The following is a 24,129-nucleotide window of genomic DNA, read 5'->3' on the forward strand; positions in this document are numbered from 1 at the left end:
GTTGGGGTGTGGAGCGGGCACGCAAGGGTTATGCCAGGGCTGTGGGGCATTGGTTTTGTGGTGTTTGTGAGGACGCCTTCGCGAGCAAGCCCGCTCCCACAGGGGCCTGTGAGCCGACGCAAATCCCCTGTGGGAGCGGGCTTGCTCGCGAAGACTATTTAAGAAGCGACGCAGGACCTACCTGCGTCACTCCAGAGGGGGCTTAGAAGAACCCCAACGGATTAATGTCGTAGCTCACCAGCAGGTTCTTGGTCTGCTGATAATGATCGAGCATCATCTTGTGGGTTTCGCGACCGACGCCGGACTTCTTGTAGCCACCGAACGCGGCATGGGCCGGGTACAGGTGGTAGCAGTTGGTCCACACACGACCGGCCTTGATCGCCCGGCCCATGCGGTAGGCGCGGTTGATGTCGCGGGTCCAGAGGCCGGCGCCGAGGCCGAACTCGGTGTCGTTGGCGATCGCCAGGGCTTCGGCTTCATCCTTGAAGGTGGTGATGCTCACCACCGGGCCGAAGATTTCTTCCTGGAACACGCGCATTTTGTTGGTGCCCTTGAGCAGGGTCGGCTGGATGTAGTAACCGCTGGCCAGGTTGCCTTCGAGTTTTTCCACCGCGCCGCCGGTCAGCAGCTGCGCGCCTTCGCCCTTGGCGATTTCCAGGTACGAAAGGATCTTGTCAAATTGCTGCTCGGACGCCTGGGCGCCGACCATGGTGTCAGTGTCCAGCGGGTCGCCGCGTTTGATCTGCTCGATCTTCTTCATGACCACTTGCATGAATTCGTCGTAGATCGACTCCTGAACCAGGGCACGAGATGGGCAGGTGCAGACTTCGCCCTGGTTGAAGAACGCCAGCACCAAGCCTTCGGCGGCTTTTTCGATGAAGCTTGGCTCGGCCTGCATGATGTCTTCGAAGAAGATGTTCGGCGATTTGCCGCCCAGTTCCACGGTGGACGGGATGATGTTCTCGGCCGCGCATTTCATGATGTGCGAGCCCACCGGCGTCGAGCCGGTGAAGGCGATCTTGGCGATGCGCTTGCTGGTGGCGAGGGCTTCGCCGGCTTCTTTACCGAAACCTTGCACCACGTTGAGCACGCCGGGTGGCAGCAGGTCGCCGATCAACTCCATCAGCACGCTGATGCCCAGCGGGGTTTGCTCGGCAGGCTTGAGCACCACGCAGTTACCGGCGGCCAGGGCCGGGGCGAGTTTCCAGGCGGCCATCAGCAGTGGGAAGTTCCACGGGATGATCTGCCCGACCACGCCCAGTGGCTCGTGGATGTGATAGGCCACGGTGTTGCCGTCGATCTCGGCCGCCGCACCTTCCTGGGCCCGCAGGCAGCCGGCGAAGTAGCGGAAGTGGTCGGCAGCCAGAGGGATGTCGGCGTTGAGGGTTTCGCGCACGGCCTTGCCGTTGTCCCAGGATTCGGTGATCGCCAGGGTTTCCAGATTCTGTTCGATGCGGTCGGCGATTTTCAGCAGGATCAGCGAACGGGCCTGGGCCGAGGTGGCGCCCCAGGCATCAGCGGCAGCGTGGGCGGCGTCCAGAGCTTTTTCGATGTCTTCGGCCGTGGAGCGCGGGAATTCGGCAATGGGCTGGCCATTGACCGGGGACGTATTGGTGAAGTACTGACCTTTGACAGGCGCGACGAACTCGCCGCCGATGTAGTTACCGTATTTGCTCTTGAACGAAACGATAGCGCCTTCAGTACCGGGGTGAGCGTAACGCATGGTGAGTTCTCCTTGGCTTTTGTGCTTATTAGGGAGCTGCGCAATCAAGCGCTGGTACAAGCCTAGAGCAAAGGTTGGGCCATTGCCTTGCAGGGCCCGGAAATCAAGGGTTTGAGGGGAATTCATCGGACGGACGGGCGCCACCCCGTGACGATAGCGATACAGGGGGTGTGACACTTTGTGCCATTGCTGATACAGCGGGTGACTGGCGGGTCGCGCCAGCATTGCATTGCGGGTTGGGCTGGAGGATGCTGGGCCACAGGTTAAGTGTCAGACGCAGGCCGGGGGTGTAGCCCCGACCCGGTGCTCCAGCGGGAGAATAATAAAAAATGCACAGCAACCATTTGAGCCGCCACGCCCAGCAGGTCTTGACGGTCACCCAGGGCAAGGCGCATCTGCAGGGCCCTGGCAGCGATCCATCGATAGCCCGTTCCTGGCTGCGTTGCCTGGAGGACTATCACCTGGACCCGGCGCAGAACCTCGCGCCGACGGTATTGGAACATGGTCGGGTGCTGGAAAGCCGCGAACGCCTGCAACAGGTGCTGCACATCGCCGGCACGGAAATGACCAGCCTGCATCAACAATTGTCCGGCGCCGGCCACGCGGTGTTGCTCACCGACGCCCGAGGCGTGATTCTCAACTGCGTCACCGCCCCCAGCGAACGCAAGATTTTCGAACGGGCCGGCCTTTGGCTCGGCGCCGACTGGAGCGAAGCCTGCGAAGGCACCAACGGCATCGGCACCTGCCTGGTAGAGCGCCAGGCCCTGACCATCCACCAGGAAGAACACTTTCGCGGACGCCACACCGGCCTGACCTGCTCGGCGAGCCCGGTGTTCGATCCCCATGGCGAACTGCTGGCGGTGCTCGACGTGTCCTCGGCCCGGCCCGACGTGTCGCGCCAGAGCCAGTTCCATACCATGGCTTTGGTCAATCTCTCGGCGAAGATGATCGAGAGCTGCTATTTCCTGCGCTGTTTCGACAATCAATGGCTGCTGCGCTTTCACTTGCAGGCCGAGTCCGTGGGCTTGTTCAGCGAAGGGCTGCTGGCATTCGACGGCGAAGGGCGGATTTGTGCGGTCAACCAGAGTGCCCTAAACCTGCTGGGACATCGGCGCGGAGGCTTGCTGGGCCAGCCGGTGGAAGCTTTTTTTGACTGCTCGCTGGACGATCTGCTGGGCCGCGCCAGTGCCCAGGCCAGCGCCAGTTGGCCGTTGCGCACCCGGGACGGTCGCAACCTGTTCGCCCTGGTGCGCGGGCAGCCGCGCAGCGTTCCGATCCCGCTCATGCCGGCGCTCAAGGTCAGTGAACCGGCACGACTGCCGGGCATCTGCCTGGGGGATGCGGCGTTGCAGGAACATTTTCGCAAGGCGCTGCGGGTGTTCGAGCGCGATGTCCCGTTGTTGATCCACGGCGAAACCGGCTCCGGCAAGGAAGCGTTCGCCAAGGCCGTGCACCACGCCAGCCAGCGCGCCGGCAAGCATTTCGTCGCACTGAATTGCGCGGCGATTCCGGAAAGCCTGATCGAGAGCGAGCTGTTCGGCTATCGCGGTGGCAGCTTCACCGGTGCTCGCAAGGAGGGCATGCGCGGCAAGCTGCAACAGGCCGATGGCGGCACGCTGTTCCTCGATGAGATTGGCGACATGCCGCTGGCCTTGCAGACCCGTTTGCTGCGGGTGCTGGAAGACCGGCAGGTGGTGCCCATCGGCGGCGAGCCCGAGGCGGTCAACGTGCGCATCATCAGCGCCACCCACCGCCAGCTACTCGAACGAGTGCAGGACGGCAGCTTCCGCGAAGATTTGTATTACCGGCTCAACGGCCTGGAAATCGCCCTGCCGGCGTTGCGCGAGCGTAGTGACCGTTCCCAGTTGCTGGACTTTCTGCTGGCCGAAGAGAGCGGCGGCGAAAGCGTGACTCTTGACGAACCGGCGCGCCAGGCACTGCTGGCCTTCGACTGGCCGGGCAACGTCCGGCAACTGCGCAATGTGCTGCGCACCGTGGCCGCGTTGTGTGAAGACGGGCGGATCAAGGTGGAGGATTTGCCGGCAATGATCCGGCAGGCGCGGCCACAGGTGCAGGACACCCCGCCGCCTGAGCATCCGTTGGAAAATGCCGAGCGGCTGGCGCTACTCAATGCGCTGGAGCAGACGCGCTGGCATATGACCAACACGGCGGAGCAGTTGGGTATCAGCCGTAACACGCTGTACAGGAAGCTGCGCAAGCATGCGATTGCTCGTTGAGCACCGATCCCACAGCCACTGAAAATCCCCCTGTGGGAGCGGGCTTGCTCGCGAAAGCGGTGGGTCAGCCGATGCATCTGTTGAATGTCCCACCGCATTCGCGAGCAAGCCCGCTCCCACAGGGTTTGGTGGTGTTCATCGGCCTGTGAACATTAGTCAACACCAAACACAAGGTGCGATTTCCCCCTCCCTACGCTAACCTGCGGCCATGTTTTACGAGGTCGACTATGCACATCCATATTCTCGGTATTTGCGGCACTTTCATGGGTTCGATGGCGGTCCTGGCCAAGGAGCTGGGCCATCATGTGACCGGTTCCGACGCCAACGTCTACCCGCCGATGAGCACGCAGCTGGAAGCCCAGGGCATCGAGCTGACCCAGGGCTATGACCCGGCGCAGCTGGATCCGGCGCCGGACCTGGTGGTCATCGGCAATGCCATGTCCCGCGGCAACCCGGCGGTGGAGTATGTGCTGAACAAGGGCCTGCCGTATGTGTCCGGGCCACAGTGGCTGGCCGATCACGTGTTGCAGGGCCGATGGGTCCTGGCCGTGGCCGGTACGCACGGCAAGACCACCACCAGCAGTATGTTGGCCTGGGTCCTGGAGCACGCCGGCATGAGCCCGGGCTTCTTGATCGGCGGCGTGCCGCAGAACTTCTCGGTGTCGGCGCGCCTGGGAGGCACGCCGTTTTTTGTGATCGAGGCCGATGAGTACGACAGCGCGTTCTTCGACAAGCGCTCGAAATTCGTCCATTACCGCCCGCGCACCGCGATTTTGAATAATCTTGAATACGATCACGCCGACATCTTCCCCGATCTGCCGGCCATCGAACGGCAATTCCACCATCTCGTCCGTACGATCCCGAGCGAAGGCCTGGTGATTCACCCGACCACCGAGCCGGCCTTGCAGCGGGTGATCGAGATGGGCTGCTGGACTCCGGTGCAGACCACTGGCGCGGGCGGGCAGTGGCAGGTGAAGTTGCTCAGCGACGACGGTTCGCAGTTCGAAGTGATGTTCGAGGGCGTGTCCCAAGGCGTGGTCGAGTGGGAACTGACCGGCCAGCACAACGTCGCCAACGCCCTGGCCACATTGGCCGCGGCTCGTCATGTCGGCGTGGTGCCGTCCATGGGCATCGCCGCGCTGAGCGCGTTCAAAAGCGTCAAGCGCCGCATGGAGAAAGTCGCCGAAGTGCGCGGCATCACCATTTACGACGACTTCGCCCACCACCCGACCGCCATCGCCACCACCCTCGATGGCTTGCGCAAGCGCATCGGCGATGCGCCGCTGATCGCGATCATCGAGCCGCGCTCCAACTCCATGAAGCTCGGTGCTCACCGTGATGGCCTGCCGGAAAGCGTGGTGGATGCCGATCAGGTGATCTGGTATTCGCCGGCCAACCTGGGGTGGGACCTGGGCGCCACCGCCGCACTGTGCACGGTGCCGTCGATTGTCAGCGATTCGCTGGAAGGCATCATCGAGCGCGTGAAAAGCCAGGCCCAGCCCGGCACCCATGTGGTGATCATGAGCAACGGCGGCTTCGGCGGCCTGCACGGCAAGCTGGCCGAGGCGCTGAGATGAGCAACGGTCCGGAACGCATCACCCTGGCGATGACCGGTGCGTCGGGCGCCCAGTACGGCTTGCGCCTGCTCGATTGCCTGGTGCGGGAAGACCGCGAGGTGCATTTTCTGATTTCCAAGGCGGCGCAATTGGTGATGGCGACGGAAACCGACGTCACCCTGCCACCCAAGACCCAGATGATGCAGGCGTTCCTCACCGAGTACACCGGTGCGGCGGCGGGGCAGATCCGGGTATATGGCAAGGAGGACTGGATGTCGCCAGTGGCCTCGGGCTCTGGCGCGCCGGCGGCGATGGTGGTGGTGCCGTGTTCCACCGGGACGCTGTCGGCGATTGCCACCGGCGCTTGCAACAACCTGATCGAACGGGCGGCGGACGTGACGCTCAAGGAGCGTCGGCAGTTGATTCTGGTGCCTCGGGAGGCGCCGTATTCGAGCATTCATCTGGAGCACATGCTCAAGTTGTCGAATATGGGCGTGACCATCCTGCCGGCCTCGCCGGGTTTCTATCATCAGCCACAGACCATTGATGACCTGATCGATTTCGTGGTGGCGCGGATTCTCAACCTGCTGAACATCCCCCAGGACATGCTGCCGCGCTGGGGTGAGCATCATTTGAGCAGCGATGAATAAGTTGCTGCTGGTACTGCTGGCGCTGCAACTGACCGGCTGCGCCACCGCCCGCACCCTCGACGCCGCCAAGCCCGGCGCGCCGGTGGTGTACGCCGGGACGCGCCTGGACCTCTACGCCCTCAACGGCGGCTGCTGCGCCAAGGACCGCTTTGGTGCCGAGGCACCGAGCTATCCCGGTGTCGATCTGCCGGGCAGTGCGTTGCTCGACACCTTGTTGTTGCCGTTGTCGTTGTTTACGGCGATGGGGGTGGGGTTTCAGGCGACTGGCGGGATGTAGCGCCTGGTTTCGGGACAGCGGTGCGCCCTTCGCGAGCAAGCCCGCTCCCACAGGTGACCGCATTCGCCTTGAAGGAATTCGATCCACTGTGGGAGCGGGCTTGCTCGCGAAGACGTCCGAACAGGCGACTTCTATTTACCCAACTTACTATTTACCCAACCTACGCAACTCATCCGACTCCACCACCCGCACCCCGTCCTGCTCCTCCAGCGCCAGGCGCCACATGGCGCGGGCCAGTTGGCAGGCTTCGATGCCGTGGTATTTGCCCGGAATCAGCTTTGACAAGGGCCCGGCCAGTTGCTCGGCCAGGCGCGGTTCGACCCGTTCGCCCAGCAGCAGGGATGGGCGGCAGATGGTCAGTTGCGGCCAGCCCTGGGCCTTGAGTGCCGCTTCCATCTCACCTTTGACCCGGTTGTAGAAGATCGATGATTTCGCATCCGCTCCCAGGGCGCTGATGACGATCAGGTGTCGCGCCCCCAGTTCCCGGGCGCGCTTGGCAAACGCCACCACCAGGTCCAGGTCCACCGCGCGAAAGGCCTGTTCTGAACCGGCTTTCTTGATGGTCGTACCCAGGCAGCAAAAGGCGATGTCGACTTGGCCGCTCAGTTGCGGCAGGACCTGGGCCGGCTCCCCAACCGGATTTTCCAGATGTGGATGCTCGGCCAATGGCCGGCGCGAAGGTGCCAGCACGCGGGTGATGGTCGGTTCGTTGAGCAGCCGGTCCAACAGGTGTTCCCCGGTCAACCCGGTCGCTCCGGCGAGCAAAACATGCTGAGGCGTCAAGTACATAGTGTTTCCCCCTTGATACGATTCAGCTTAGTTGCTCTTTTTGCCCTCGTCGTTCAGTCCAGCGCTTTGCAATGCTTTTCGTGCTTGCTGTTTGCGCAACAGTTGCCAGTGGGAAAGGACCGTCCGTGGCGCCCAGATCTGCGGTTCGGAGGCTTCGAAATTATCCGCCTGCTCTCGTTCGGCGACGGTGGCCTTGGCCAGTTTGAAGGCTTGTTCCAGGTCGTCGGTCTGGTTCAGGGCCTGGGCGAACAGGGCATCGCCGAAGTAGGTGAAGTTGGCCTCTTCGGAGCAACCGAAGGACACTCGGTCCGCCCGCGAAGCGGTCATGACCAGTGTGCGGTCATCCTTGAGTGCCGGGATGAAGCCGCCGGAATAGCAGGCCGAGATCACCACGATCTTGTCGCGGTTCTTCAGTGGCGCCAGGGCTGCAGCCAACTCATCGGCGGGCAGGTCGGCCAGTTCCATGCGCGGCTGGTCGAGGACGAGCTCATGTTCACTAGTGCCGTGGCTGGTCAGGTAGATGAAGACCAGGTCTTCGGGACCACTGCGCTCGGCCAGGGCGTTGACGGCGCGGCGCAGGCTTTCGCGGGTGGCCATGGGGCGGTCGCCCAGGTGATCGCGGTGGTTGACCAGGCGAATCTGGCCGAATGCGCCGAAACGGCTGGCGAGCATGTTGGAGACATAGTCCGATTCGCGCAGGAACACGCTCTGCTTGCCATCGCCGCCCAAGGTCAGGCTGTACAGCTCGACCGCGGGTGTCGAGGCCGGGATCTCGGCCAGGGCGCCGTCCAGCAGACGGCCCTGGGCCAGCAGGCCGAGTTCAAGCACATCCGGCAACAACCGGCCGTTTGCGTCGCGTACCCGTTGGCCGTTGGCCCAGGTGCCGTCCTGCACAGTGCCGTCGGTCAGCACCAGGGTGCCGCGTCCGTGATAAGCGTCGTTTTCAAACTGGCCGATATAAAAACTGCCGTCAGGCAGGTTCAGGCGGCCTTGGCCGGTAAAGCGCCACTCTTTGAATTGACCGAGGTAATGGCTGCCATCGGCACCGATCAGCTCGCCTTTGCCTGTGAGTGCGCCTTCCTTGAACAGGCCGATCCAGACATCGCCGTCGGCATTTTCGTAGCGTCCGCGCCCGTCGAGCTGGTTGTTCTTGAAACCGCCGATATAGACATCGCCTTCGGCGCTGTTGAAGGTGCCTTTGCCCTGGAGCTGACCGTCGACGAAATGCCCGGTGAACTGGTTACCGGCGGCGTCGAAGCGCTGGCCCTCACCGTTGGGCTTGCCGTTGACGAACGGGCCCTGGTACTGGCTGCCGTCGGCAAGTTCCAGGCGCCCGAGGCCTGCGTAGCGGTCGGCCTTGAACTCGCCGCGGTAGGTCACGCCGTTTTCCTTGAGGGTGCCTTCGCCGTCGCGCCGGCCCTGCTTGAAGCCGCCGGTGTAGCTGCTGCTCGGCGTGGTCAGGCTGCCCTGACCATGGAACAGGCCTTGCTGGAACTGGCCGCGATAGACCTCGCCATTGCTGCCATGCCATTCCCCGGTGCCATGCCACTGGCCTTTGTCGAACTGCCCGGCGTACCAACTGCCGTTGGGGTAGTCGACGCGTCCCTGGCCTTGCAACAAGCCGTTCACCAAGTCGCCGCGATAGCGTCCGCCGTCAGGCAGGCGCGCATCGGCTGGCAGCAACGATTCGCTGTCGCCACAGGCGGTCAGCAACAGAGTCAGGGTCAGAGGAACGAGTAAGCGCATAACGGGATCCAGGTAATCAGGCCACGAGTATGCCGCAGCCGAGCCTTCTGGATATAGAGAAGCGGTGCGAAACTGCCTGGGCGGTTTCGCTTCCGCCCAGGGTTACACGAAGCAGAGCGACAGAGGCTCGGCGATGTAGGCCGGTTTTTCCGAGCCTTCGATTTCCAGCGTGGCGGTGGCCTTGAGCAGCCATTGGCCGGGTTTTTTCTCGGTGGCGTCCACCAGGTCGACCTTGAGGCGGACCTTGGAATCGACTTTCACCGGTTGGATGAAACGCACGCTGTCCAGCCCATAGTTGACCACCATCTTCACGCCCTCGGGCAGGATCAGGATGTCTTCCATCAGCTTGGGCATCAGCGACAACGACAGGAACCCGTGGGCGATGGTGCTGCCGAATGGGGTCTGCGCGGCCTTGACCGGATCGACGTGGATGAACTGAAAGTCGCCAGTGGCTTCCGCGAACAGGTTGATGCGATCCTGGTCGATGGTGAGCCATTCGGAACGTCCGAGTTCCTTGCCGACATAATCTTTGAGCGCTGCAACAGGCACATAGGGCATTGAGACTCTCCTTGGTTCATCGGTTTATCTTTTTTGAAACGGCGGCCTCGGCCCCCGGAGAACCACTGTAGATCAACATGGCGGACCGGGCAGGTCATCGACCATGCTTTTTACGAATGCCGGGTCATAGCGCGGGCGTGCTTATAATGCGGGCGCTTTCATTTGAGTGAGTGTTGGGGGGAGAGCGGATGTTGCTACGGGGCCTGACCTGGCTGGTGCTGTTCCAATTGCTGGGCACCGCCATCAATCATTTGTTCTTGCCGATACTGCCGGGGCCGATCATTGGCCTGCTGCTGTTGCTGGTTTATCTGGTCATGCGTGGCGAAGTCAGCGAGCCGTTGAGCCTGGCCGCCAGCAGCCTGCTGCGTTACCTGCCCTTGCTGCTGGTGCCACCCGCGGTGGGGGTGATGGTCTATGCCCGGGCCATAGCCGCCGACTTCTGGGCCATCGTCGGTGCACTGACGCTGTCACTGATTCTGTCCGTGGCCCTGACGGGGATATTGATGCAGCGCCTGGCCAGGCGCCACGCCCCTGCGCCGGAGGAAACGCAATGATGCTCGACTGGCAGGGCGCCTGGGCCTCGGTGATCCACCATCCGCTGTTCGGCATCGGCATTACCCTGGGTGCCTATCAATTGGTGCTGGCGGCTTTCGAAAGGACCCGCTGGATATTCCTGCAGCCGGTGCTGATGTCCATGCTGCTGTTGATCGGTGTGCTGGTCGGTTGCGGCATCACCTACGCCGAATACCGCAAGAGCACCGAGATCCTCAGCATTCTGCTAGGCCCGGCCACGGTCGCCCTGGCGGTGCCGTTGTATTTGAACCTGCGACGTATCCGACAATTGTTCTGGCCGATTTTTACTACGCTGGTGATAGGCGGGGTGTTCGCCACCGGCTCCGCGGTGCTGCTGGGCTGGGCGTTTGGCGCCGACCACATGATTCTGATGACCATGGCGCCCAAGTCGGTGACGTCACCGATTGCCATGCTGGTGGCCGAGCAGATCGGTGGCGTGGCGGCCATGGCGGCGGTGTTTGTGCTGATCACCGGGGTGCTTGGGGCCATCCTGGGGCCTGGCATCTTGAATCGACTGGGAGTACGCAGCCCCGAAGCTCGCGGTATGGCATTGGGCCTGACGGCCCATGCGGTGGGCACTTCGGTGGCGTTGCAGGAAAGCGAGGAGTCCGGCGCCTTCGCGGCGCTGGCGATGAGCCTGATGGGCGTGGCCACGGCGGTGTTGCTGCCGCTGGTCGTATCGATGACGGTCTAAGGAATTGGTTATGACGTTGCCGCTGTTTCCGTTGAACACCGTACTGTTCCCCGGTTGCATCCTCGATCTGCAGATTTTCGAGGCGCGTTACCTCGACATGATCGGGCGTTGCATGAAGCAAGGAGAGGGCTTTGGTGTGGTGTGCATCCTCAATGGCGAGGAAGTCGGCATCGCGCCCGAGGGTTATGCGAGGGTTGGCTGCGAGGCACTGATCACCGATTTCTCCCAGCAGGACAACGGCCTGCTGGGCATACGTGTGCAAGGCGGACGGCGTTTTATCGTGCACAGCAGCCACGTCCAGCCGGACCAGTTGACGGTCGCTGAGGTGGAGTGGCTGGAAGATGAACCGGAACAACCGCTGCAGGACGAAGACGCCGACCTGGTGGCACTGCTCAAGGCCCTGGCCGAGCATCCGATGGTCGAGGCCCTGAACATGGGCACCGAAGCGACGGGCCAGCAATCGCTGGCCAATCAACTGGCGTATCTGCTGCCGTTCAACGAACTGGACAAGATCGACCTGTTGCAACTGGATGACCCACAGCAGCGGCTGGATGCGATCCAGGCGCTGCTCGATGAGTTGCAGGGTGAGTTGTTCGCCTGAAACACGCATTCATTGGACGGCCACTGAACCCTGTGGGAGACGTCTGTGTTCATAGGTCTGGTGTTCAATAGGCATACCTCAACATCCCATGAGGCAAATGCCGCAACGCAAAGAAACTGAACGCCGCCACCAGCGCTGGCAGGATCAACCACCAGATTTTCGGTGACATCGCCGGCAGCGGCGCCTGACGCTGGCTCAACCACAGCATGGCGGCGCAGACGCAGGCGGCGAGCATGGCGCCGGCCAGCACGTCGCTCGGCCAGTGGACGCCCAGGTACACCCGCGACAGGGCAATCGCCAGTGCCGGCAAGCAGCCCAGCAGCAGCCAGGTCAGCCGCAGGCGGGGCGGCTGTCCTCGACCGGCCAGCACGGCGAGCGCCAGGAACATCGCGAACGAACCGGAGGCGTGGCCGCTGGGCATGCTGTAGCTGGTCAGCGGCTCGGTGAGGATTTCCGGGCGCACCCGGGCGAAGAACTGCTTGAAACTGGTGTTCGCCAGGGCGGTGAGCAACATCGTGGCGCCGGCAAAGATTGCCTGGCGCCATTGTCGCGCCAGCAACAGCAAAGCCGTCAGCAGGGCGCTGAAGATCAGCATGTAGCGGAATTCGCCGATCAGCGTGAAGGTCACGGCGATTTCGTCCAGGGTCGGGCTGCGGTGCTCCTGGACCAGGGCCATCAGCCCCTGATCGAAGGCGGCCAGGTAGCGGAAACCGATGAACAGCCCGATCAGGATCACCAGGCCGAGGCCGGCGATCAGCGCCGCGGCGTGCCGATGACGGCGCAGGCTGCTATTGACGCTCAGCCCGATCATCACGGCGATGCTGCCGATGACGATGCCGGCCTGAGGCCAGAACCCTTCGGGCAATGGCAGACGAAACGCCGCGCCAGTGGCCCAGCCCGGCAGCAGGTATGCCACACTCCAGCCGGATGCGGCCAGAAGGCTGACGGCGGCAAAGCGCGGGAACGGCATGTCGCACATCCCGGCCACCATCGGCAGCATCGGCCTGAGCGGGCCGATGAAGCGTCCCACCAGCAGGCTGGCGATGCCGTAGCGCTGGAAATAGGTTTCCGCCGCGCCCATCCACTCCGGATGATGTCGCAGCCCCGGCAGCCGCCGGATGTTCTGGTGAAAATGCCGCCCGAGGTAGTAAGACACCAGATCCCCGAGCAAGCCCCCCAGCAAGCCGAGCAACAGCGTCTCGCCCAGCGACAGCGCACCGCTGCCAGCCAGCACCGCCACCGCAAACAGCAACACGGTTCCCGGCACGATCAACCCGGCGATGGCCAGGCACTCCACGCACGCGACAATGAAGACCGCCGCCGCCAGCCATTGTGGATTGGCCGCCAGCCAGCCGGTGACGCTATCGAGCCATGGGCCCATAAGAACAACTCCATTGAATGTACATTTTTACTGTGGGAGCGAGCCTGCTCGCGATAGCGGTGTGTCAGTCAACATCGGATTCTACTGATCCGACGCTATCGCGAGCAGGCTCGCTCCCACAGGGGACTGTGTCATATTTCTTAAAGCAAAAAATAATCACGCCCCTCGACCTGGCCTCGTCGCAGCGGGTTGCGGGTGCACCATGGTGCGTAGGCTGCGTCGACGAAGCGGTAGGGAAGGTGCTCATCGCGTCCCAATGGGATGCCCAGGCGGGTGGTCTGGATCACATTGACCGTCGGCACGCCGACGTCCTCCACCAGCAGGCGCTCGGGGTCGAAGCGCTTGGCGTCCCACTCCGGTACTTTCAGGCCCAGGGCCTTGCACAGCAGGGTCTGGCCGGCGCAGAGCTTCTGTGGTGTGCGCGGGCGTCCCTGGGCGTCGGGGTTGTTCAGCAGCATCTGCGCCAGGCTTTCCGGGCCGGAAACTCCGTCGACCCACGGGTACGCCGATTTGATTAACACGGCGTTGCCCGGGCCCTGGGCGCTGAAATTCAATGAGTCGCCGCCCCGGGCGTAGTACATGTAGATATGCCCGCCATCCAGAAACAAAGCCTTACGTTTTTCCGTGTAGCCCAGGGAGGCGTGGCTGCCTTTTTCGGCGAAGTAATAGGCTTCGGTCTCGATGATCCGTGCGCTGAGCCACAGGCCCCCCACCTTGTGGCGAATCACTTTGCCCAGAAGATCCTGGGCCAGCACCTGGGCGTCGCGGTCAAAGAAGGCGTGGGGCAGGGCGTTTGGCGAAGGTGGCGAGTCGGTCATGGCGATGAACGAAGTGAGGCCAAAGGAAGCGCGATCATAGCAACGCAAATCTTAATCACCGCTGAATGGGTGAAATTTGTGCCGGTTTTGCTCTTCCGCCGGTCACCGCTGCGAGTCCACGCTGTTAGTCGAGGGTTACGACAGTTATAATCTGCCGCTTTCTCCCTCGCCAAGACCACACAGACCATGACTGAGTCCGTTCTTGACTATATGACCCGCCTGGGTCGCGCCGCCCGCGAAGCGTCGCGCATCATCGGCCGTGCCAGCACCGCGCAGAAAAACCGCGCCCTGCAAGCCGCCGCCAATGCGCTGGACGCCGCTCGCGCCGAGTTGTCCGCCGCCAACGAGCTGGACCTGGCCGCCGGCCGGGCCAATGGCCTCGAGCCGGCCATGCTCGAGCGCCTGGCGCTGACGCCGGCCCGCATCGACGGCATGATCGTCGGCCTGCGGCAGGTCGCGGCGTTGCCGGACCCGGTCGGGGCGATCCGCGACATGAACTATCGCCCGTCAGGTATCCAGGTCGGCAAGATGCGCGTGCCCCTGGGCGTGGTCGGGATTATCTATGAGTCGCGGCCGAACGTGACCATCGATGCGGCGAGCCTGTGCCTGAAGTCCGGTAACGCGACCATCCTGCGGGGCGGTTCCGAGGCGATTCATTCCAACCGTGCCATTGCCACCTGCATTCAGCAGGGCCTGGCCGAGGCCGGTCTGCCGGCCGCCGTGGTGCAAGTGGTGGAAACCACCGACCGCGCTGCCGTCGGCGCGTTGATCAGCATGCCCGAGTTCGTCGACGTCATCGTGCCTCGCGGCGGCAAGGGCCTGATCGAGCGGATCAGCCGTGACGCCCGCGTGCCGGTGATCAAGCACCTGGACGGCATCTGCCACATCTACGTCAGTGCCCACGCCGACCTGCCGAAAGCCCAGCGCATCGCCTTCAACGCCAAGACGTATCGCTATGGCATCTGCGGCGCAATGGAAACCCTGCTCGTAGACCAGGCCGTGGCCGAGCAATTCCTGCCGTCGATGGCCGCCCAGTTCCGCGAAAAGGGCGTCGAACTGCGCGGTTGCGAGCGCACCCGGGCGATCATCGAGGCGCAAGTGGCCACGGACGAAGACTGGGACACCGAATACCTGGCGCCGATCCTGTCGATCCGCGTGGTGGACGGGCTGGATGAAGCCATCGAGCACATCAACCGTCATGGTTCGCACCACACCGACTCGATTGTCAGCGAGCACCAGGGCGAAACCCGGCGCTTCGTGGCGGAAGTGGATTCGGCGTCGGTGATGATCAATACCCCGACCTGCTTCGCCGACGGTTTCGAATACGGATTGGGTGCCGAGATCGGCATTTCTACTGATAAGCTGCACGCCCGCGGCCCGGTGGGCCTCGAAGGGCTGACCTGCGAGAAGTACATCGTGGTCGGCGACGGCCAGTTGCGCGGACAGGAGCCAGCCTGACTTGGGCGACCTCGACCCACTGGCCTCTATGACGACGCCCGTTGTGACGGTGACCACCGCGTCAAAGCGCATCGGCATCCTGGGCGGCACGTTCGACCCGGTGCACATTGGCCATTTGCGCGGTGCGCTGGAAGTGGCCGACGCGCTGGCGCTCGATGAGCTGCGCCTGGTGCCCAGCGCCAGGCCGCCTCACCGGGACGTGCCGCAGGTGTCGGCCCAGGACCGCCTGGCGATGGTCGAGCGAGCGGTGGACGGCGTAACGCCGCTGGTGGTGGACGCCCGCGAATTGCAGCGGGACAAACCGTCCTATTCCATCGACACCCTGGAGCTGATGCGCGCCGAACTGGCCGCGCAAGACCAGGTTTTTCTGCTTCTGGGCTGGGACGCATTTTGCGGCCTGCCCACTTGGCATCGCTGGGAAGAGTTGCTCCAGCATTGCCACATCCTGGTGCTGCAACGCCCGGATGCCGACAGCGAGCCGCCGGATGCGTTGCGCAACCTGTTGGCGGCGCGCTCGGTGAGCGACCCGCTGGCCCTGAAGGGGCCGAGCGGACAGATTGCATTCGTCTGGCAGACGCCGCTCGCGGTATCCGCCACCCAGATCCGTCAACTGCTGGCCAGCGGTAAGTCGGTACGTTTCCTGGTGCCCGACGCGGTCCTGGCCTACATCGATGCGCACGGGCTGTACCGTGCGTCGAACTGAACAAGGCGTGCTTCACTGTTACGAAGCGCCCGAACATATGAGCAAAACGAGTTTTATATGACGAACAAAGACACCGTAATCGAGAACCCGATGGTCAAAGTGATCGTCGATGCCCTGGAAGACGTGAAGGCCCAGGACATCCAGGTTCTGGATGTTCGCGAAAAGCAAAGCATCACCGACTACATGATCATCGCCACCGGTACCTCCAATCGCCAGATCAACGCGATGCTGGAAAAGGTCCGTGAAGAGGTGAAGAAAAAAGGCCTCAAGCCCCTGGGCGAAGAAGGCAAGGGCGACAGCGACTGGGTGCTGCTGGACCTGGACATCGCCATCGTGCACATGATGACCGCCTCGGCACGCCAGTTCTACGACCTGGAGCGCCTGTGGGCCGGTGCCGAGCAGAGCCGTGCGGCCGATGCCCGTCACCACAGCCCGGAAAACACCCATGAGCACTTCACCAAGCTCAACAAAGACCAGCAATAAGGGATCGCTGTGCGACTGCGCCTGATCGCCGTCGGTTCCCGCATGCCGAAGTGGGTGGAAGAAGGCTGGCACGAGTATGCCAAGCGTCTTCCGTCCGAGCTGGCCCTGGAACTGGTGGAAATTCCGCTCAATACCCGTGGCAAGAATGCCGACGTGGCGCGCTTCATCCGCCAGGAAGGCGAAGCCATGCTGGCCAAGGTCGGGCCGAACGAGCGCATCGTCACCCTGGAAGTCCACGGCAAGCCCTGGAGCACCGAGCAACTGGCGGTGGAACTGGACCGTTGGCGACTGGATTCGCGCACGGTCAATTTCATGGTCGGTGGCCCGGAAGGGCTGGCGCCGGAAGTCTGTGCCCGGGCCGACCAGCGCTGGTCGTTGTCGCCGCTGACGTTGCCGCACCCACTGGTGCGGATCCTGATCGGTGAACAGTTGTACCGTGCCTGGACAGTCCTGTCCGGGCACCCTTACCACAAGTAATCCTGCCTCATGCCCCAGCCGATCCGCATCAAGGACCACGAAAAAGACGCCCGCCTGGTGCGCAGTCGCGTCGTGTTCGGCGCCATCACGGTGGTGACGCTGATCGGCGTGCTGATTGCGCGGCTCTATTTCCTCCAGGTGATCCAGTACGAATATCACTCGACCCTGTCGGAAAACAACCGGGTGCATGTGCAGCCGATTCCGCCGACCCGCGGGCTGATTTTCGACCGCAACGGCGTGGTGGTGGCCGACAACCGGCCCAGCTTCAGCCTGAGCATGACCCGTGAGCGTTCCGGCGACTGGCAGAAGGTGCTCGACGTGATCGTCGAGGTGCTGCAACTGACGCCTGAAGATCGGGCCATCTTCGAGAAGCGCATGCGCCAGGGGCGGCGGCCGTTCGAGCCCGTGCCGATCCTGTTCGAGCTGACCGAAGAACAGATTGCCCTGATTGCGGTGAACCAGTTCCGCCTGCCCGGCGTCGAGGTGGTGGCGCAGTTGGTCCGGCATTATCCCCAGGGGCCGCACTTTGCCCACTCGGTCGGCTACATGGGGCGGATCAACGAGAAAGAGCTCAAGACCCTCGATCCGGTCAACTACAGCGGTACGCACCATATCGGCAAGACCGGTATCGAGCGCTTCTACGAGGCCGAGCTGCACGGCCAGGTGGGCTACGAAGAGGTCGAGACCAACGCCCGTGGCCGCGTGCTGCGGGTGCTCAAACGCACCGATCCGATTCCCGGCAAGGACATCGTCCTGAGCCTGGACATCAAGTTGCAGGAAGCCGCCGAAGCGGCGCTGGGCGGGCGCCGGGGCGCCGTCGTGGCGCTGGACCCGAACACTGGCGAGGTGCTGGCGATGGTCAGCCAGCCGAGTTTCGACCCGAACCTGTTCGTCACCGGTATCAGCTTCAAGGCCTACGCCGAACTGCGGGACTCCATCGACCGGCCGCTGTTCAACCGCGTGCTGCGCGGCCTGTATCCGCCGGGCTCGACCATCAAGCCGGCCGTGGCGATCGCTGGGCTGGACGCCGGCGTGGTGACCGCATCGAGCCGGGTCTACGACCCCGGCTACTACATGCTGCCCAACTACGACCACAAGTACCGCAACTGGAACCGCACCGGCGACGGTTACGTGGATCTGGAAACGGCGATCATGCGTTCCAACGACACCTATTTCTATGACCTGGCCCACAAGCTGGGGATCGATCGGCTGTCGTCCTACATGAATAAGTTCGGTATCGGTCAGAAGGTGTCCCTGGACATGTTCGAAGAATCCCCCGGCCTGATGCCATCGCGGGAATGGAAACGGGCGACCCGTCGCCAGGCGTGGTTCCCCGGCGAGACCCTGATCCTCGGTATCGGTCAGGGTTATATGCAGGCCACGCCATTGCAACTGGCCCAGGCCACCGCGCTGGTGGCAAGCAAGGGCAAGTGGCACCGGCCGCACCTGGCCAAGACCATCGAGGGCCAGCCCCCCGTTGACCCGGATCCGATGCCGGACATCGTGCTGCGCAATGCCTCGGACTGGCAGAAGGTCAACAACGGCATGCAACAGGTCATGCACGGCGCCCGGGGTACGGCTCGCAAGGCCGCAATCGGCTCGCCCTACCGGATTGCCGGCAAGAGCGGTACGGCCCAGGTGGTCGCCATCAAGCAGGGCGAGAAGTACGACCGGTCCAAGGTCCAGGAGCGCCATCGCGACCACGCGTTGTTCGTCGGTTTCGCCCCTGCCGAGAATCCGAAGATCGTTGTGTCGGTGATGGTGGAGAACGGTGAGTCCGGTTCCGGCGTCGCCGCGCCTGTGGTGCGTCAGGTCATGGACGCCTGGCTGCTGGATGAACACGGTCAGCTCAAGCCCGAATTTGCAAGCCCCATCAGCCCGGAGGCCACGGCCCGTGAAGAGTAATTTCGACCGGATCCTCTCCAGTGAAGATGTGATGCGTCGCCGCGCCACTCTGCTGCAACGCATGCACATCGATGGGCCATTGCTGATCCTGTTGTTGATCCTGGCCGCCGGCAGCCTGTTCGTCCTGTATTCAGCCAGCGGCAAGAGCTGGGACCTGCTGGCCAAGCAGGCCTCTTCGTTCGGTATCGGCCTGGTGTCGATGATCGTCATTGCGCAGTTGGAGCCGCGCTTCATGGCACGCTGGGTGCCCCTGGCCTATGTCATCGGCGTGAGCCTGCTGGTGGTCGTGGACGTGATGGGCCACAACGCCATGGGCGCCACACGCTGGATCAACATCCCCGGGGTGATCCGCTTCCAGCCTTCGGAGTTCCTCAAGATCATCATGCCGGCGACCATTGCCTGGTACCTGTCCAAGCGCTCGCTGCCGCCGCAGCTCAAACATGTGTGCATCAGTCTGTTGCTGATCGGCATCCCTTTCATCCTGATCGTGCGCCAGCCGGACCTGGGCACCTCGCTGCTGATCCTGGCCGGCGGCGCCTTTGTGCTATTCATGGGCGGACTGCGCTGGCGCTGGATCCTGAGCGTGATCGCGGCCGCCGTGCCAGTGTCGGTGGCCATGTGGTACTTCGTGATGCACGACTACCAGAAACAACGGGTCCTGACGTTCCTCGACCCGGAAAGCGATCCGCTGGGCACCGGCTGGAACATCATCCAGTCGAAGGCGGCCATCGGCTCGGGCGGTGTGTTCGGCAAGGGCTGGTTGATGGGGACCCAGTCGCACCTGGACTTCCTGCCGGAAAGCCATACCGACTTCATCATCGCGGTGATGGGCGAGGAGTTCGGCCTGGTGGGCATCTGCCTGCTGCTGCTGATCTACCTGTTGCTGATCGGCCGCGGCCTGGTCATCACTGCACAGGCCCAGACCCTGTTCGGCAAATTGTTGGCGGGCAGCCTGACCATGACGTTTTTCGTTTATGTTTTCGTCAACATCGGTATGGTCAGTGGCCTGTTGCCCGTGGTGGGGGTGCCGTTGCCCTTCATTAGCTACGGAGGAACTTCGCTGGTGACGCTACTGTCAGCGTTTGGGGTTTTGATGTCGATTCATACCCACCGCAAGTGGATCGCGCAGGTTTGAATAAGGTGAAGAGTTCAATGCAAGCAATGCGTGGCTGGTCGACGCGACATGTTCCGTGGATCGGCCTGGTCTGCTTACTGGGCGGTGCGCCGCACGCCTTGGCCGGCGAATACGAAGGCTCGCCGCAGGTGGCCGAATTCGTCGGTGAAATGACCCGTGACTATGGCTTTGCCGGCGAGCAGCTGATGGGGGTGTTCCGCGAGGCCGAGCGCAAGCAGTCGATCCTCGATGCGATTTCCCGGCCCGCCGAGCGGGTCAAGCAATGGAGCGAATACCGGCCGATGTTCATCACCGAGGCGCGTGTCGCCCGTGGCGTGGACTTCTGGCGTCAGCATGAGGTCGCCCTGGCCCGTGCCGAGCAGGAATACGGTGTGCCCGCCCAGGTGATCGTGTCCATTATTGGTGTCGAGACCTTCTTTGGCCGCAACACCGGCAATTTCCGGGTGATCGATGCGCTGTCGACCCTGGGCTTCGATTACCCGCCCCGTGCCGAGTTCTTCCGCAAGGAGCTGCGTGAGTTCCTGCTGCTGGCCCGCGAAGAACAGGTCGACCCGCTGACCCTCAAGGGCTCGTATGCCGGGGCGATGGGCCTGCCGCAATTCATGCCCAGCAGTTTCCGCGCCTATGCAGTGGATTTCGACGGTGATGGCCACATTAATATATGGACCAACCCGACCGATGCCATCGGCAGCGTTGCCAGCTATTTCAAGCGCCACGGCTGGGAAGCAGGCCAGCCGGTGGTCAGCCGTGCCGATGTGCGTGGCGACCAGGTGGACCAAGGGTTGAGCGAGGGCATCGAGCCAACGAAAACCGTCGGGGAGTTGCGAGCGTTGGGCTGGTCGAGTCATGATGCGCTGCGTGATGACATGCCGGTCACCGCCATGCGCCTGGAAGGCGAACAAGGCCCCGAATACTGGATGGGGCTGAAGAATTTCTACGCGATTACGCGTTATAACCGCAGTGTGATGTACGCCATGGCTGTGCATCAACTGTCTGAAGAGCTGGTAAAAGCACGGGGCGTCAAATAATGCGGGCATTGCCTACCTATCAACCCCTGAAGCTCGTGGCATTGGCTGCTTTGTCGTTGCTGGTCGTCAGTTGCTCGACCAGCCGCGCGCCGGCCCAGAAAACCAGCACGGCTGTGCGTGCCACGCCGGGCCTGGACATCAACCGAGCCCACAAGGACGGTGCGCCGTGGTGGGACGTGGATGTATCGCGCATTCCCGACGCCACGCCGACCCTGCATACCGGGCCCTACAAGGCCAACCCGTATACGGTGCTGGGCAAGACCTATTTTCCGATGGCTGACTCCAAGCGTTATGTCGCCTCGGGCACGGCTTCCTGGTACGGCACCAAGTTCCATGGTCAGAACACCGCCAATGGCGAGGTGTATGACCTGTATGGCATGAGCGCGGCACACAAGACCCTGCCGCTGCCCAGCTACGTGCGGGTGACCAACCTGGACAACAACAAGAGCGTGATCCTGCGGGTCAACGACCGTGGACCGTTCTACTCCGACCGCATCATCGACTTGTCGTACGCGGCGGCAAAAAAACTCGGTTACGCTGAAATCGGTACCGCCCGGGTCAAGGTCGAGGGCATCGACCCGCAAGAATGGTGGGCCCAACGTGGCCGTCCGGCGCCTTTGATGCTCAACGAGCCGAAAGTGGCGCAAAATGCCGCGCCGGCCGTCACGGCGTCCACCGGGACGGTCGAGCAATGGACCCCGCCGCCGCAGCAGCACGCCGCGGCCGTGCTGCCGGTACAGATCGATACAAAAAAAAACGCTTCTGCACCAGCGTCTGGCCAGTATCTGCAAGTGGGCGCGTTCGCCAACCCGGACGCTGCAGAGCTGCTCCGGTCGAAGCTGAGCTCGATGGTGAGCGCTCCGGTGTTCATCAGCTCGATCGTGCGCAACCAGCAGACACTGCATCGGGTGCGCCTGGGGCCGATCGGTTCTCCGGGTGAAGTCCAGCAGGTGCAGAACAGTGTGCGCCTGGCCAATCTCGGTTCGCCGAGCCTGGTCACCGCCGAATGAATTGATTCAAGGCCCGCTTGCGGTTCGAGCGGGTCTGGTTGTTGGCTCCATGAATAACAAAAGCCCGGCAAGGGATGTGAGTGAGCAACTAAAATAACGCGGCAGCCCGACAGCTGCCTGTTTAGCTTTGCCCTTGGGCAGTCCCATTAGCGATTTCGAGAGACGGATGAACATCACCACCTTTGCCAAGCGCCTTTGCCTGCTAGTCCCGCTGCTTCTTTCTCCCGCCGCGTTCGCGGTCGAGATGATGCCGTCGCCTCCACAACTGGCGGCCAAATCCTTTGTGCTCATGGATGCCAGCAGCGGCAACGTGCTGGTCGAGAGCAATGGTGACCAGCGCCTGCCTCCAGCCAGCCTGACCAAGCTGATGACCGCGTACATCGCGACCCTTGAGATCCGTCGCGGCCAGATCGGTGAAAACGATCCGGTCACCGTCAGCGAAAACGCCTGGCGCACCGGCGGTTCGCGGATGTTCATCAAGGTCGGCTCGCAAGTGACCGTCAGCGACCTGCTGCACGGCATCATCATCCAGTCCGGCAACGATGCCAGCGTCGCCCTGGCCGAGCACATCGCCGGCAGCGAAGATGCGTTCGCCGACATGATGAACAAGACGGTCGCCGACCTGGGCATGACCAACAGCCACTTCATGAACCCCACCGGCCTGCCGAACCCCGAGCATTACTCCTCGGCTCACGACATGGCGATCCTGGCGCGGGCGATCATCCACGAAGACCCGGCACACTACGCCATCTACTCCCAGAAGGAGTTCTTCTGGAATGGCATCAAGCAGCCTAACCGTAACCTGTTGCTGTGGCGCGACAAGACCGTCGATGGCCTGAAGACCGGCCACACCGAAGAAGCCGGTTACTGCATGGTTTCGTCGGCTGTTCGTGACGGCATGCGCTTGATCGCCGTGGTCTTCGGCACCAACAGTGAAGTGGCCCGCGCCGCCGAGACTCAGAAGCTGTTGACCTACGGCTTCCGCTTCTTCGAAACCCAGACCTTCTACCAGAAGGGCACCGAACTGGCCCAGGCTCAGGTCTGGAAAGGTACCAGCAGCCAGGTCAAGGCCGGCCTGGCCCAGGACCTGACCATGACCCTGCCTAAAGGTCAGCTCAAGAAGCTTGCCGCCAGCATGACCATGAATCCGCAACTGACCGCGCCCATCGCCAAGGGTGACGTGATCGGTAAAGTCGAAGTCAAACTGGACGACAAAGTGGTGCACAGTGCCGACCTGATCGCGCTGGACGCGGTCGAGGAAGGTGGTATCTTCCGCCGCATGTGGGATAGCATCCGTCTATTCTTCTACGGCTTGTTCAACTGATTTCAATGTTGACCTCCATGGCCCCGTTCCTGTCCGGTACGGGGCCATGTTCGTTACCACGGTTGCGAGGCCGTTACGCCATGACAGACTCTGAAGTAAAGGCGCCAAAAATCGAATTTCCGTGCGCGGATTACCCTATCAAGGTAATTGGCGACACCGGCGTAGGTTTCAAGGACAAGATCGTCGCCATCCTTGAAAAACATGCCACCGTTGACCTCAAGACCCTGGCCGAGCGCCAGAGCACCAACGGCAAGTACACCACCATCCAGTTGCACATCATCGCCACCGGCCAGGAACAGCTGTACGACATCAACAGCGAATTGCGGGCGACCGGCTTCGTGCACATGGTGTTGTGATGCCGGGCACGCTGGGCTTTCGCGAGCTGGGCCGGATGGCTTACGAGCCGGTCTGGCATGCCATGCAGCGCTTTACCAACGAGCGCGGTGACAGCGCCGCGGACGAGGTCTGGCTGGTGGAGCACCCACCTGTATTCACCCAGGGCCAGGCCGGCAAGGCCGAGCACCTGTTGCTGCCGGGGGATATTCCGGTGGTGAAGGTCGACCGGGGCGGGCAGGTGACTTACCATGGCCCCGGGCAACTGGTTGCCTACCTGTTGCTGGACGTGCGCAAGCTCGGTTTCGGTGTGCGTGAGCTGGTGACGCGCATGGAAACCTGCCTGATCGAGTTGCTGGCCAGCTATGGCGTAAACGCCGCAGCCAAGCCGGATGCACCGGGCGTCTATGTCGATGGGGCGAAAATCGCTTCCCTGGGGTTGCGGATCCGCCACGGCTGTTCATTTCACGGCCTGGCGTTGAACGTGGACATGGACCTGGAACCGTTTCGACGGATTAATCCCTGTGGTTACGCGGGGCTGGCGATGACCCAGCTGCGCGATCACACAGGATCGATTGAATTTGCCGAGGTAAGTGCCCGGCTGCGCGCGCAGCTCGTCAAACACCTCGACTACGCTGAGCAGACGACCCTTACGGGCGGAATCGACTGA

Annotated in this window: 24 protein-coding genes; 18 read left to right on the plus strand and 6 right to left on the minus strand. The window is 62.7% G+C overall.

Going from position 1 to position 24,129, the window contains the following annotated elements:
• Nucleotides 1-202: 202 nt before the first annotated feature.
• A complete protein-coding gene (exaC, locus tag EGM97_RS24925) occupies nt 203-1,723 on the minus strand; it encodes an acetaldehyde dehydrogenase ExaC (protein ID WP_053151814.1) in 1,521 nt (506 codons plus the stop codon).
• Nucleotides 1,724-2,052: 329 nt separating this feature from the next.
• On the opposite strand from exaC, the gene EGM97_RS24930 reads away from it, so the two are divergent.
• The 4 genes from EGM97_RS24930 to EGM97_RS24945 all read left to right on the plus strand — a co-directional run bounded on the left by EGM97_RS24930 (nt 2,053) and on the right by EGM97_RS24945 (nt 6,443).
• On the plus strand, nt 2,053-3,960 hold the full coding sequence (locus EGM97_RS24930) for a sigma-54-dependent Fis family transcriptional regulator (RefSeq protein ID WP_238964993.1): 1,908 nt from the start codon (nt 2,053-2,055) through the stop codon (nt 3,958-3,960).
• 227 nt (nt 3,961-4,187) lie between these two features.
• Entirely contained in the window at nt 4,188-5,537 is a 1,350-nt protein-coding gene (gene mpl, locus EGM97_RS24935; protein WP_238962601.1) for a UDP-N-acetylmuramate:L-alanyl-gamma-D-glutamyl-meso-diaminopimelate ligase, read from the plus strand.
• On the plus strand, nt 5,534-6,166 hold the full coding sequence (gene ubiX / locus EGM97_RS24940; protein ID WP_217860410.1) for a flavin prenyltransferase UbiX: 633 nt from the start codon (nt 5,534-5,536) through the stop codon (nt 6,164-6,166). The genes mpl and ubiX overlap by 4 nt, the downstream gene beginning before the upstream one ends.
• Entirely contained in the window at nt 6,159-6,443 is a 285-nt protein-coding gene (locus EGM97_RS24945) for a YceK/YidQ family lipoprotein (protein ID WP_238962600.1), read from the plus strand. Before ubiX ends, EGM97_RS24945 begins: the two co-directional genes overlap by 8 nt.
• 147 nt (nt 6,444-6,590) lie before the next feature.
• On the opposite strand, the gene EGM97_RS24950 is transcribed toward EGM97_RS24945, so the two are convergent.
• The 3 genes from EGM97_RS24950 to EGM97_RS24960 form a co-directional block, all read right to left on the minus strand.
• Nucleotides 6,591-7,232 carry an oxidoreductase gene (locus EGM97_RS24950; RefSeq protein WP_238962599.1) on the minus strand — a complete coding sequence of 214 codons (642 nt, stop codon included), beginning with the start codon at nt 7,230-7,232 and terminating at the stop codon, nt 6,591-6,593.
• A gap of 27 nt (nt 7,233-7,259) precedes the next feature.
• Nucleotides 7,260-8,978 (minus strand): C13 family peptidase, encoded by a 1,719-nt coding sequence (locus tag EGM97_RS24955; RefSeq protein ID WP_238962598.1) that lies wholly within the window; start codon nt 8,976-8,978, stop codon nt 7,260-7,262.
• Nucleotides 8,979-9,080: 102 nt separating this feature from the next.
• The gene (locus EGM97_RS24960) at nt 9,081-9,536 is read right to left on the minus strand and encodes a MaoC family dehydratase (RefSeq protein WP_053125683.1); all 456 of its coding nucleotides are present in this window, start codon (nt 9,534-9,536) and stop codon (nt 9,081-9,083) included.
• Between the two features lie 188 nt (nt 9,537-9,724).
• Here EGM97_RS24960 and EGM97_RS24965 point away from each other — a divergent pair, with 188 nt between their 5' ends.
• Genes EGM97_RS24965 through EGM97_RS24975 form a run of 3 tightly spaced genes read left to right on the plus strand, consistent with a single transcriptional unit; the run spans nt 9,725 to nt 11,404 of the window.
• Nucleotides 9,725-10,090, plus strand: a complete 366-nt coding sequence (locus tag EGM97_RS24965; protein ID WP_053151801.1) for a CidA/LrgA family protein — start codon at nt 9,725-9,727, stop codon at nt 10,088-10,090.
• Nucleotides 10,087-10,803, plus strand: coding sequence for an LrgB family protein (locus tag EGM97_RS24970; RefSeq protein ID WP_232777931.1), 717 nt, complete (start codon nt 10,087-10,089; stop codon nt 10,801-10,803). Before EGM97_RS24965 ends, EGM97_RS24970 begins: the two co-directional genes overlap by 4 nt.
• A gap of 10 nt (nt 10,804-10,813) precedes the next feature.
• On the plus strand, nt 10,814-11,404 hold the full coding sequence (locus EGM97_RS24975) for an LON peptidase substrate-binding domain-containing protein (protein ID WP_053151797.1): 591 nt from the start codon (nt 10,814-10,816) through the stop codon (nt 11,402-11,404).
• A gap of 64 nt (nt 11,405-11,468) precedes the next feature.
• Here the strand turns inward: EGM97_RS24975 and EGM97_RS24980 are convergent, their stop codons facing one another.
• Both EGM97_RS24980 and EGM97_RS24985 read right to left on the minus strand, forming a co-directional pair.
• Complete coding sequence (locus EGM97_RS24980) at nt 11,469-12,785, minus strand: bifunctional DedA family/phosphatase PAP2 family protein (protein WP_238962597.1); 1,317 nt, start codon at nt 12,783-12,785, stop codon at nt 11,469-11,471.
• A 140-nt stretch (nt 12,786-12,925) separates the two neighbouring features.
• Nucleotides 12,926-13,603 carry a DNA-3-methyladenine glycosylase gene (locus EGM97_RS24985; RefSeq protein WP_238962596.1) on the minus strand — a complete coding sequence of 226 codons (678 nt, stop codon included), beginning with the start codon at nt 13,601-13,603 and terminating at the stop codon, nt 12,926-12,928.
• A 186-nt stretch (nt 13,604-13,789) separates the two neighbouring features.
• On the opposite strand from EGM97_RS24985, the gene EGM97_RS24990 reads away from it, so the two are divergent.
• The 11 genes from EGM97_RS24990 (at nt 13,790) to lipB (ending at nt 24,129) form a co-directional block, all read left to right on the plus strand.
• Nucleotides 13,790-15,061 (plus strand): glutamate-5-semialdehyde dehydrogenase, encoded by a 1,272-nt coding sequence (locus EGM97_RS24990; protein ID WP_238962595.1) that lies wholly within the window; start codon nt 13,790-13,792, stop codon nt 15,059-15,061.
• A gap of 28 nt (nt 15,062-15,089) precedes the next feature.
• The gene (gene nadD, locus EGM97_RS24995) at nt 15,090-15,764 is read left to right on the plus strand and encodes a nicotinate-nucleotide adenylyltransferase (RefSeq protein WP_238962594.1); all 675 of its coding nucleotides are present in this window, start codon (nt 15,090-15,092) and stop codon (nt 15,762-15,764) included.
• 57 nt (nt 15,765-15,821) lie between these two features.
• Nucleotides 15,822-16,247: a ribosome silencing factor gene (gene rsfS / locus EGM97_RS25000; RefSeq protein WP_072395809.1), complete on the plus strand. Its 426-nt coding sequence runs from the start codon at nt 15,822-15,824 to the stop codon at nt 16,245-16,247.
• A gap of 9 nt (nt 16,248-16,256) precedes the next feature.
• Entirely contained in the window at nt 16,257-16,724 is a 468-nt protein-coding gene (rlmH, locus tag EGM97_RS25005) for a 23S rRNA (pseudouridine(1915)-N(3))-methyltransferase RlmH (RefSeq protein WP_003185785.1), read from the plus strand.
• A gap of 9 nt (nt 16,725-16,733) precedes the next feature.
• Complete coding sequence (gene mrdA / locus EGM97_RS25010; protein ID WP_238962593.1) at nt 16,734-18,629, plus strand: penicillin-binding protein 2; 1,896 nt, start codon at nt 16,734-16,736, stop codon at nt 18,627-18,629.
• A gap of 31 nt (nt 18,630-18,660) precedes the next feature.
• Complete coding sequence (gene rodA / locus EGM97_RS25015) at nt 18,661-19,764, plus strand: rod shape-determining protein RodA (protein WP_238962605.1); 1,104 nt, start codon at nt 18,661-18,663, stop codon at nt 19,762-19,764.
• Between the two features lie 17 nt (nt 19,765-19,781).
• A complete protein-coding gene (mltB, locus tag EGM97_RS25020; RefSeq protein ID WP_238962592.1) occupies nt 19,782-20,792 on the plus strand; it encodes a lytic murein transglycosylase B in 1,011 nt (336 codons plus the stop codon).
• Nucleotides 20,792-21,802, plus strand: a complete 1,011-nt coding sequence (locus EGM97_RS25025; protein ID WP_238962591.1) for a septal ring lytic transglycosylase RlpA family protein — start codon at nt 20,792-20,794, stop codon at nt 21,800-21,802. Before mltB ends, EGM97_RS25025 begins: the two co-directional genes overlap by 1 nt.
• Before the next feature lie 166 nt (nt 21,803-21,968).
• On the plus strand, nt 21,969-23,126 hold the full coding sequence (locus EGM97_RS25030) for a D-alanyl-D-alanine carboxypeptidase family protein (protein WP_053151781.1): 1,158 nt from the start codon (nt 21,969-21,971) through the stop codon (nt 23,124-23,126).
• Nucleotides 23,127-23,206: 80 nt separating this feature from the next.
• Nucleotides 23,207-23,482, plus strand: a complete 276-nt coding sequence (locus EGM97_RS25035; protein WP_030140373.1) for a DUF493 domain-containing protein — start codon at nt 23,207-23,209, stop codon at nt 23,480-23,482.
• On the plus strand, nt 23,482-24,129 hold the full coding sequence (gene lipB, locus EGM97_RS25040) for a lipoyl(octanoyl) transferase LipB (protein ID WP_238962590.1): 648 nt from the start codon (nt 23,482-23,484) through the stop codon (nt 24,127-24,129). Before EGM97_RS25035 ends, lipB begins: the two co-directional genes overlap by 1 nt.

The sequence above is a fragment of the Pseudomonas sp. AF32 genome, from assembly GCF_022342325.2.
In the GTDB taxonomy this organism is placed as follows: domain Bacteria; phylum Pseudomonadota; class Gammaproteobacteria; order Pseudomonadales; family Pseudomonadaceae; genus Aquipseudomonas; species Aquipseudomonas uvaldensis.

What these genes read in the sequence shown, in the direction of transcription:
- exaC (WP_053151814.1), bottom strand. Translation starts at nt 1,723, where the DNA reads ATGCGTTACGCTCACCCCGGTACTGAAGGCGCTATCGTTTCGTTCAAG.
- EGM97_RS24930 (WP_238964993.1), top strand. Translation starts at nt 2,053, where the DNA reads ATGCACAGCAACCATTTGAGCCGCCACGCCCAGCAGGTCTTGACGGTC.
- mpl (WP_238962601.1), top strand. Translation starts at nt 4,188, where the DNA reads ATGCACATCCATATTCTCGGTATTTGCGGCACTTTCATGGGTTCGATG.
- ubiX (WP_217860410.1), top strand. Translation starts at nt 5,534, where the DNA reads ATGAGCAACGGTCCGGAACGCATCACCCTGGCGATGACCGGTGCGTCG.
- EGM97_RS24945 (WP_238962600.1), top strand. Translation starts at nt 6,159, where the DNA reads ATGAATAAGTTGCTGCTGGTACTGCTGGCGCTGCAACTGACCGGCTGC.
- EGM97_RS24950 (WP_238962599.1), bottom strand. Translation starts at nt 7,232, where the DNA reads ATGTACTTGACGCCTCAGCATGTTTTGCTCGCCGGAGCGACCGGGTTG.
- EGM97_RS24955 (WP_238962598.1), bottom strand. Translation starts at nt 8,978, where the DNA reads ATGCGCTTACTCGTTCCTCTGACCCTGACTCTGTTGCTGACCGCCTGT.
- EGM97_RS24960 (WP_053125683.1), bottom strand. Translation starts at nt 9,536, where the DNA reads ATGCCCTATGTGCCTGTTGCAGCGCTCAAAGATTATGTCGGCAAGGAA.
- EGM97_RS24965 (WP_053151801.1), top strand. Translation starts at nt 9,725, where the DNA reads ATGTTGCTACGGGGCCTGACCTGGCTGGTGCTGTTCCAATTGCTGGGC.
- EGM97_RS24970 (WP_232777931.1), top strand. Translation starts at nt 10,087, where the DNA reads ATGATGCTCGACTGGCAGGGCGCCTGGGCCTCGGTGATCCACCATCCG.
- EGM97_RS24975 (WP_053151797.1), top strand. Translation starts at nt 10,814, where the DNA reads ATGACGTTGCCGCTGTTTCCGTTGAACACCGTACTGTTCCCCGGTTGC.
- EGM97_RS24980 (WP_238962597.1), bottom strand. Translation starts at nt 12,785, where the DNA reads ATGGGCCCATGGCTCGATAGCGTCACCGGCTGGCTGGCGGCCAATCCA.
- EGM97_RS24985 (WP_238962596.1), bottom strand. Translation starts at nt 13,603, where the DNA reads ATGACCGACTCGCCACCTTCGCCAAACGCCCTGCCCCACGCCTTCTTT.
- EGM97_RS24990 (WP_238962595.1), top strand. Translation starts at nt 13,790, where the DNA reads ATGACTGAGTCCGTTCTTGACTATATGACCCGCCTGGGTCGCGCCGCC.
- nadD (WP_238962594.1), top strand. Translation starts at nt 15,090, where the DNA reads ATGACGACGCCCGTTGTGACGGTGACCACCGCGTCAAAGCGCATCGGC.
- rsfS (WP_072395809.1), top strand. Translation starts at nt 15,822, where the DNA reads ATGACGAACAAAGACACCGTAATCGAGAACCCGATGGTCAAAGTGATC.
- mrdA (WP_238962593.1), top strand. Translation starts at nt 16,734, where the DNA reads ATGCCCCAGCCGATCCGCATCAAGGACCACGAAAAAGACGCCCGCCTG.
- rodA (WP_238962605.1), top strand. Translation starts at nt 18,661, where the DNA reads ATGCGTCGCCGCGCCACTCTGCTGCAACGCATGCACATCGATGGGCCA.
- mltB (WP_238962592.1), top strand. Translation starts at nt 19,782, where the DNA reads ATGCAAGCAATGCGTGGCTGGTCGACGCGACATGTTCCGTGGATCGGC.
- EGM97_RS25025 (WP_238962591.1), top strand. Translation starts at nt 20,792, where the DNA reads ATGCGGGCATTGCCTACCTATCAACCCCTGAAGCTCGTGGCATTGGCT.
- EGM97_RS25030 (WP_053151781.1), top strand. Translation starts at nt 21,969, where the DNA reads ATGAACATCACCACCTTTGCCAAGCGCCTTTGCCTGCTAGTCCCGCTG.
- EGM97_RS25035 (WP_030140373.1), top strand. Translation starts at nt 23,207, where the DNA reads ATGACAGACTCTGAAGTAAAGGCGCCAAAAATCGAATTTCCGTGCGCG.
- lipB (WP_238962590.1), top strand. Translation starts at nt 23,482, where the DNA reads ATGCCGGGCACGCTGGGCTTTCGCGAGCTGGGCCGGATGGCTTACGAG.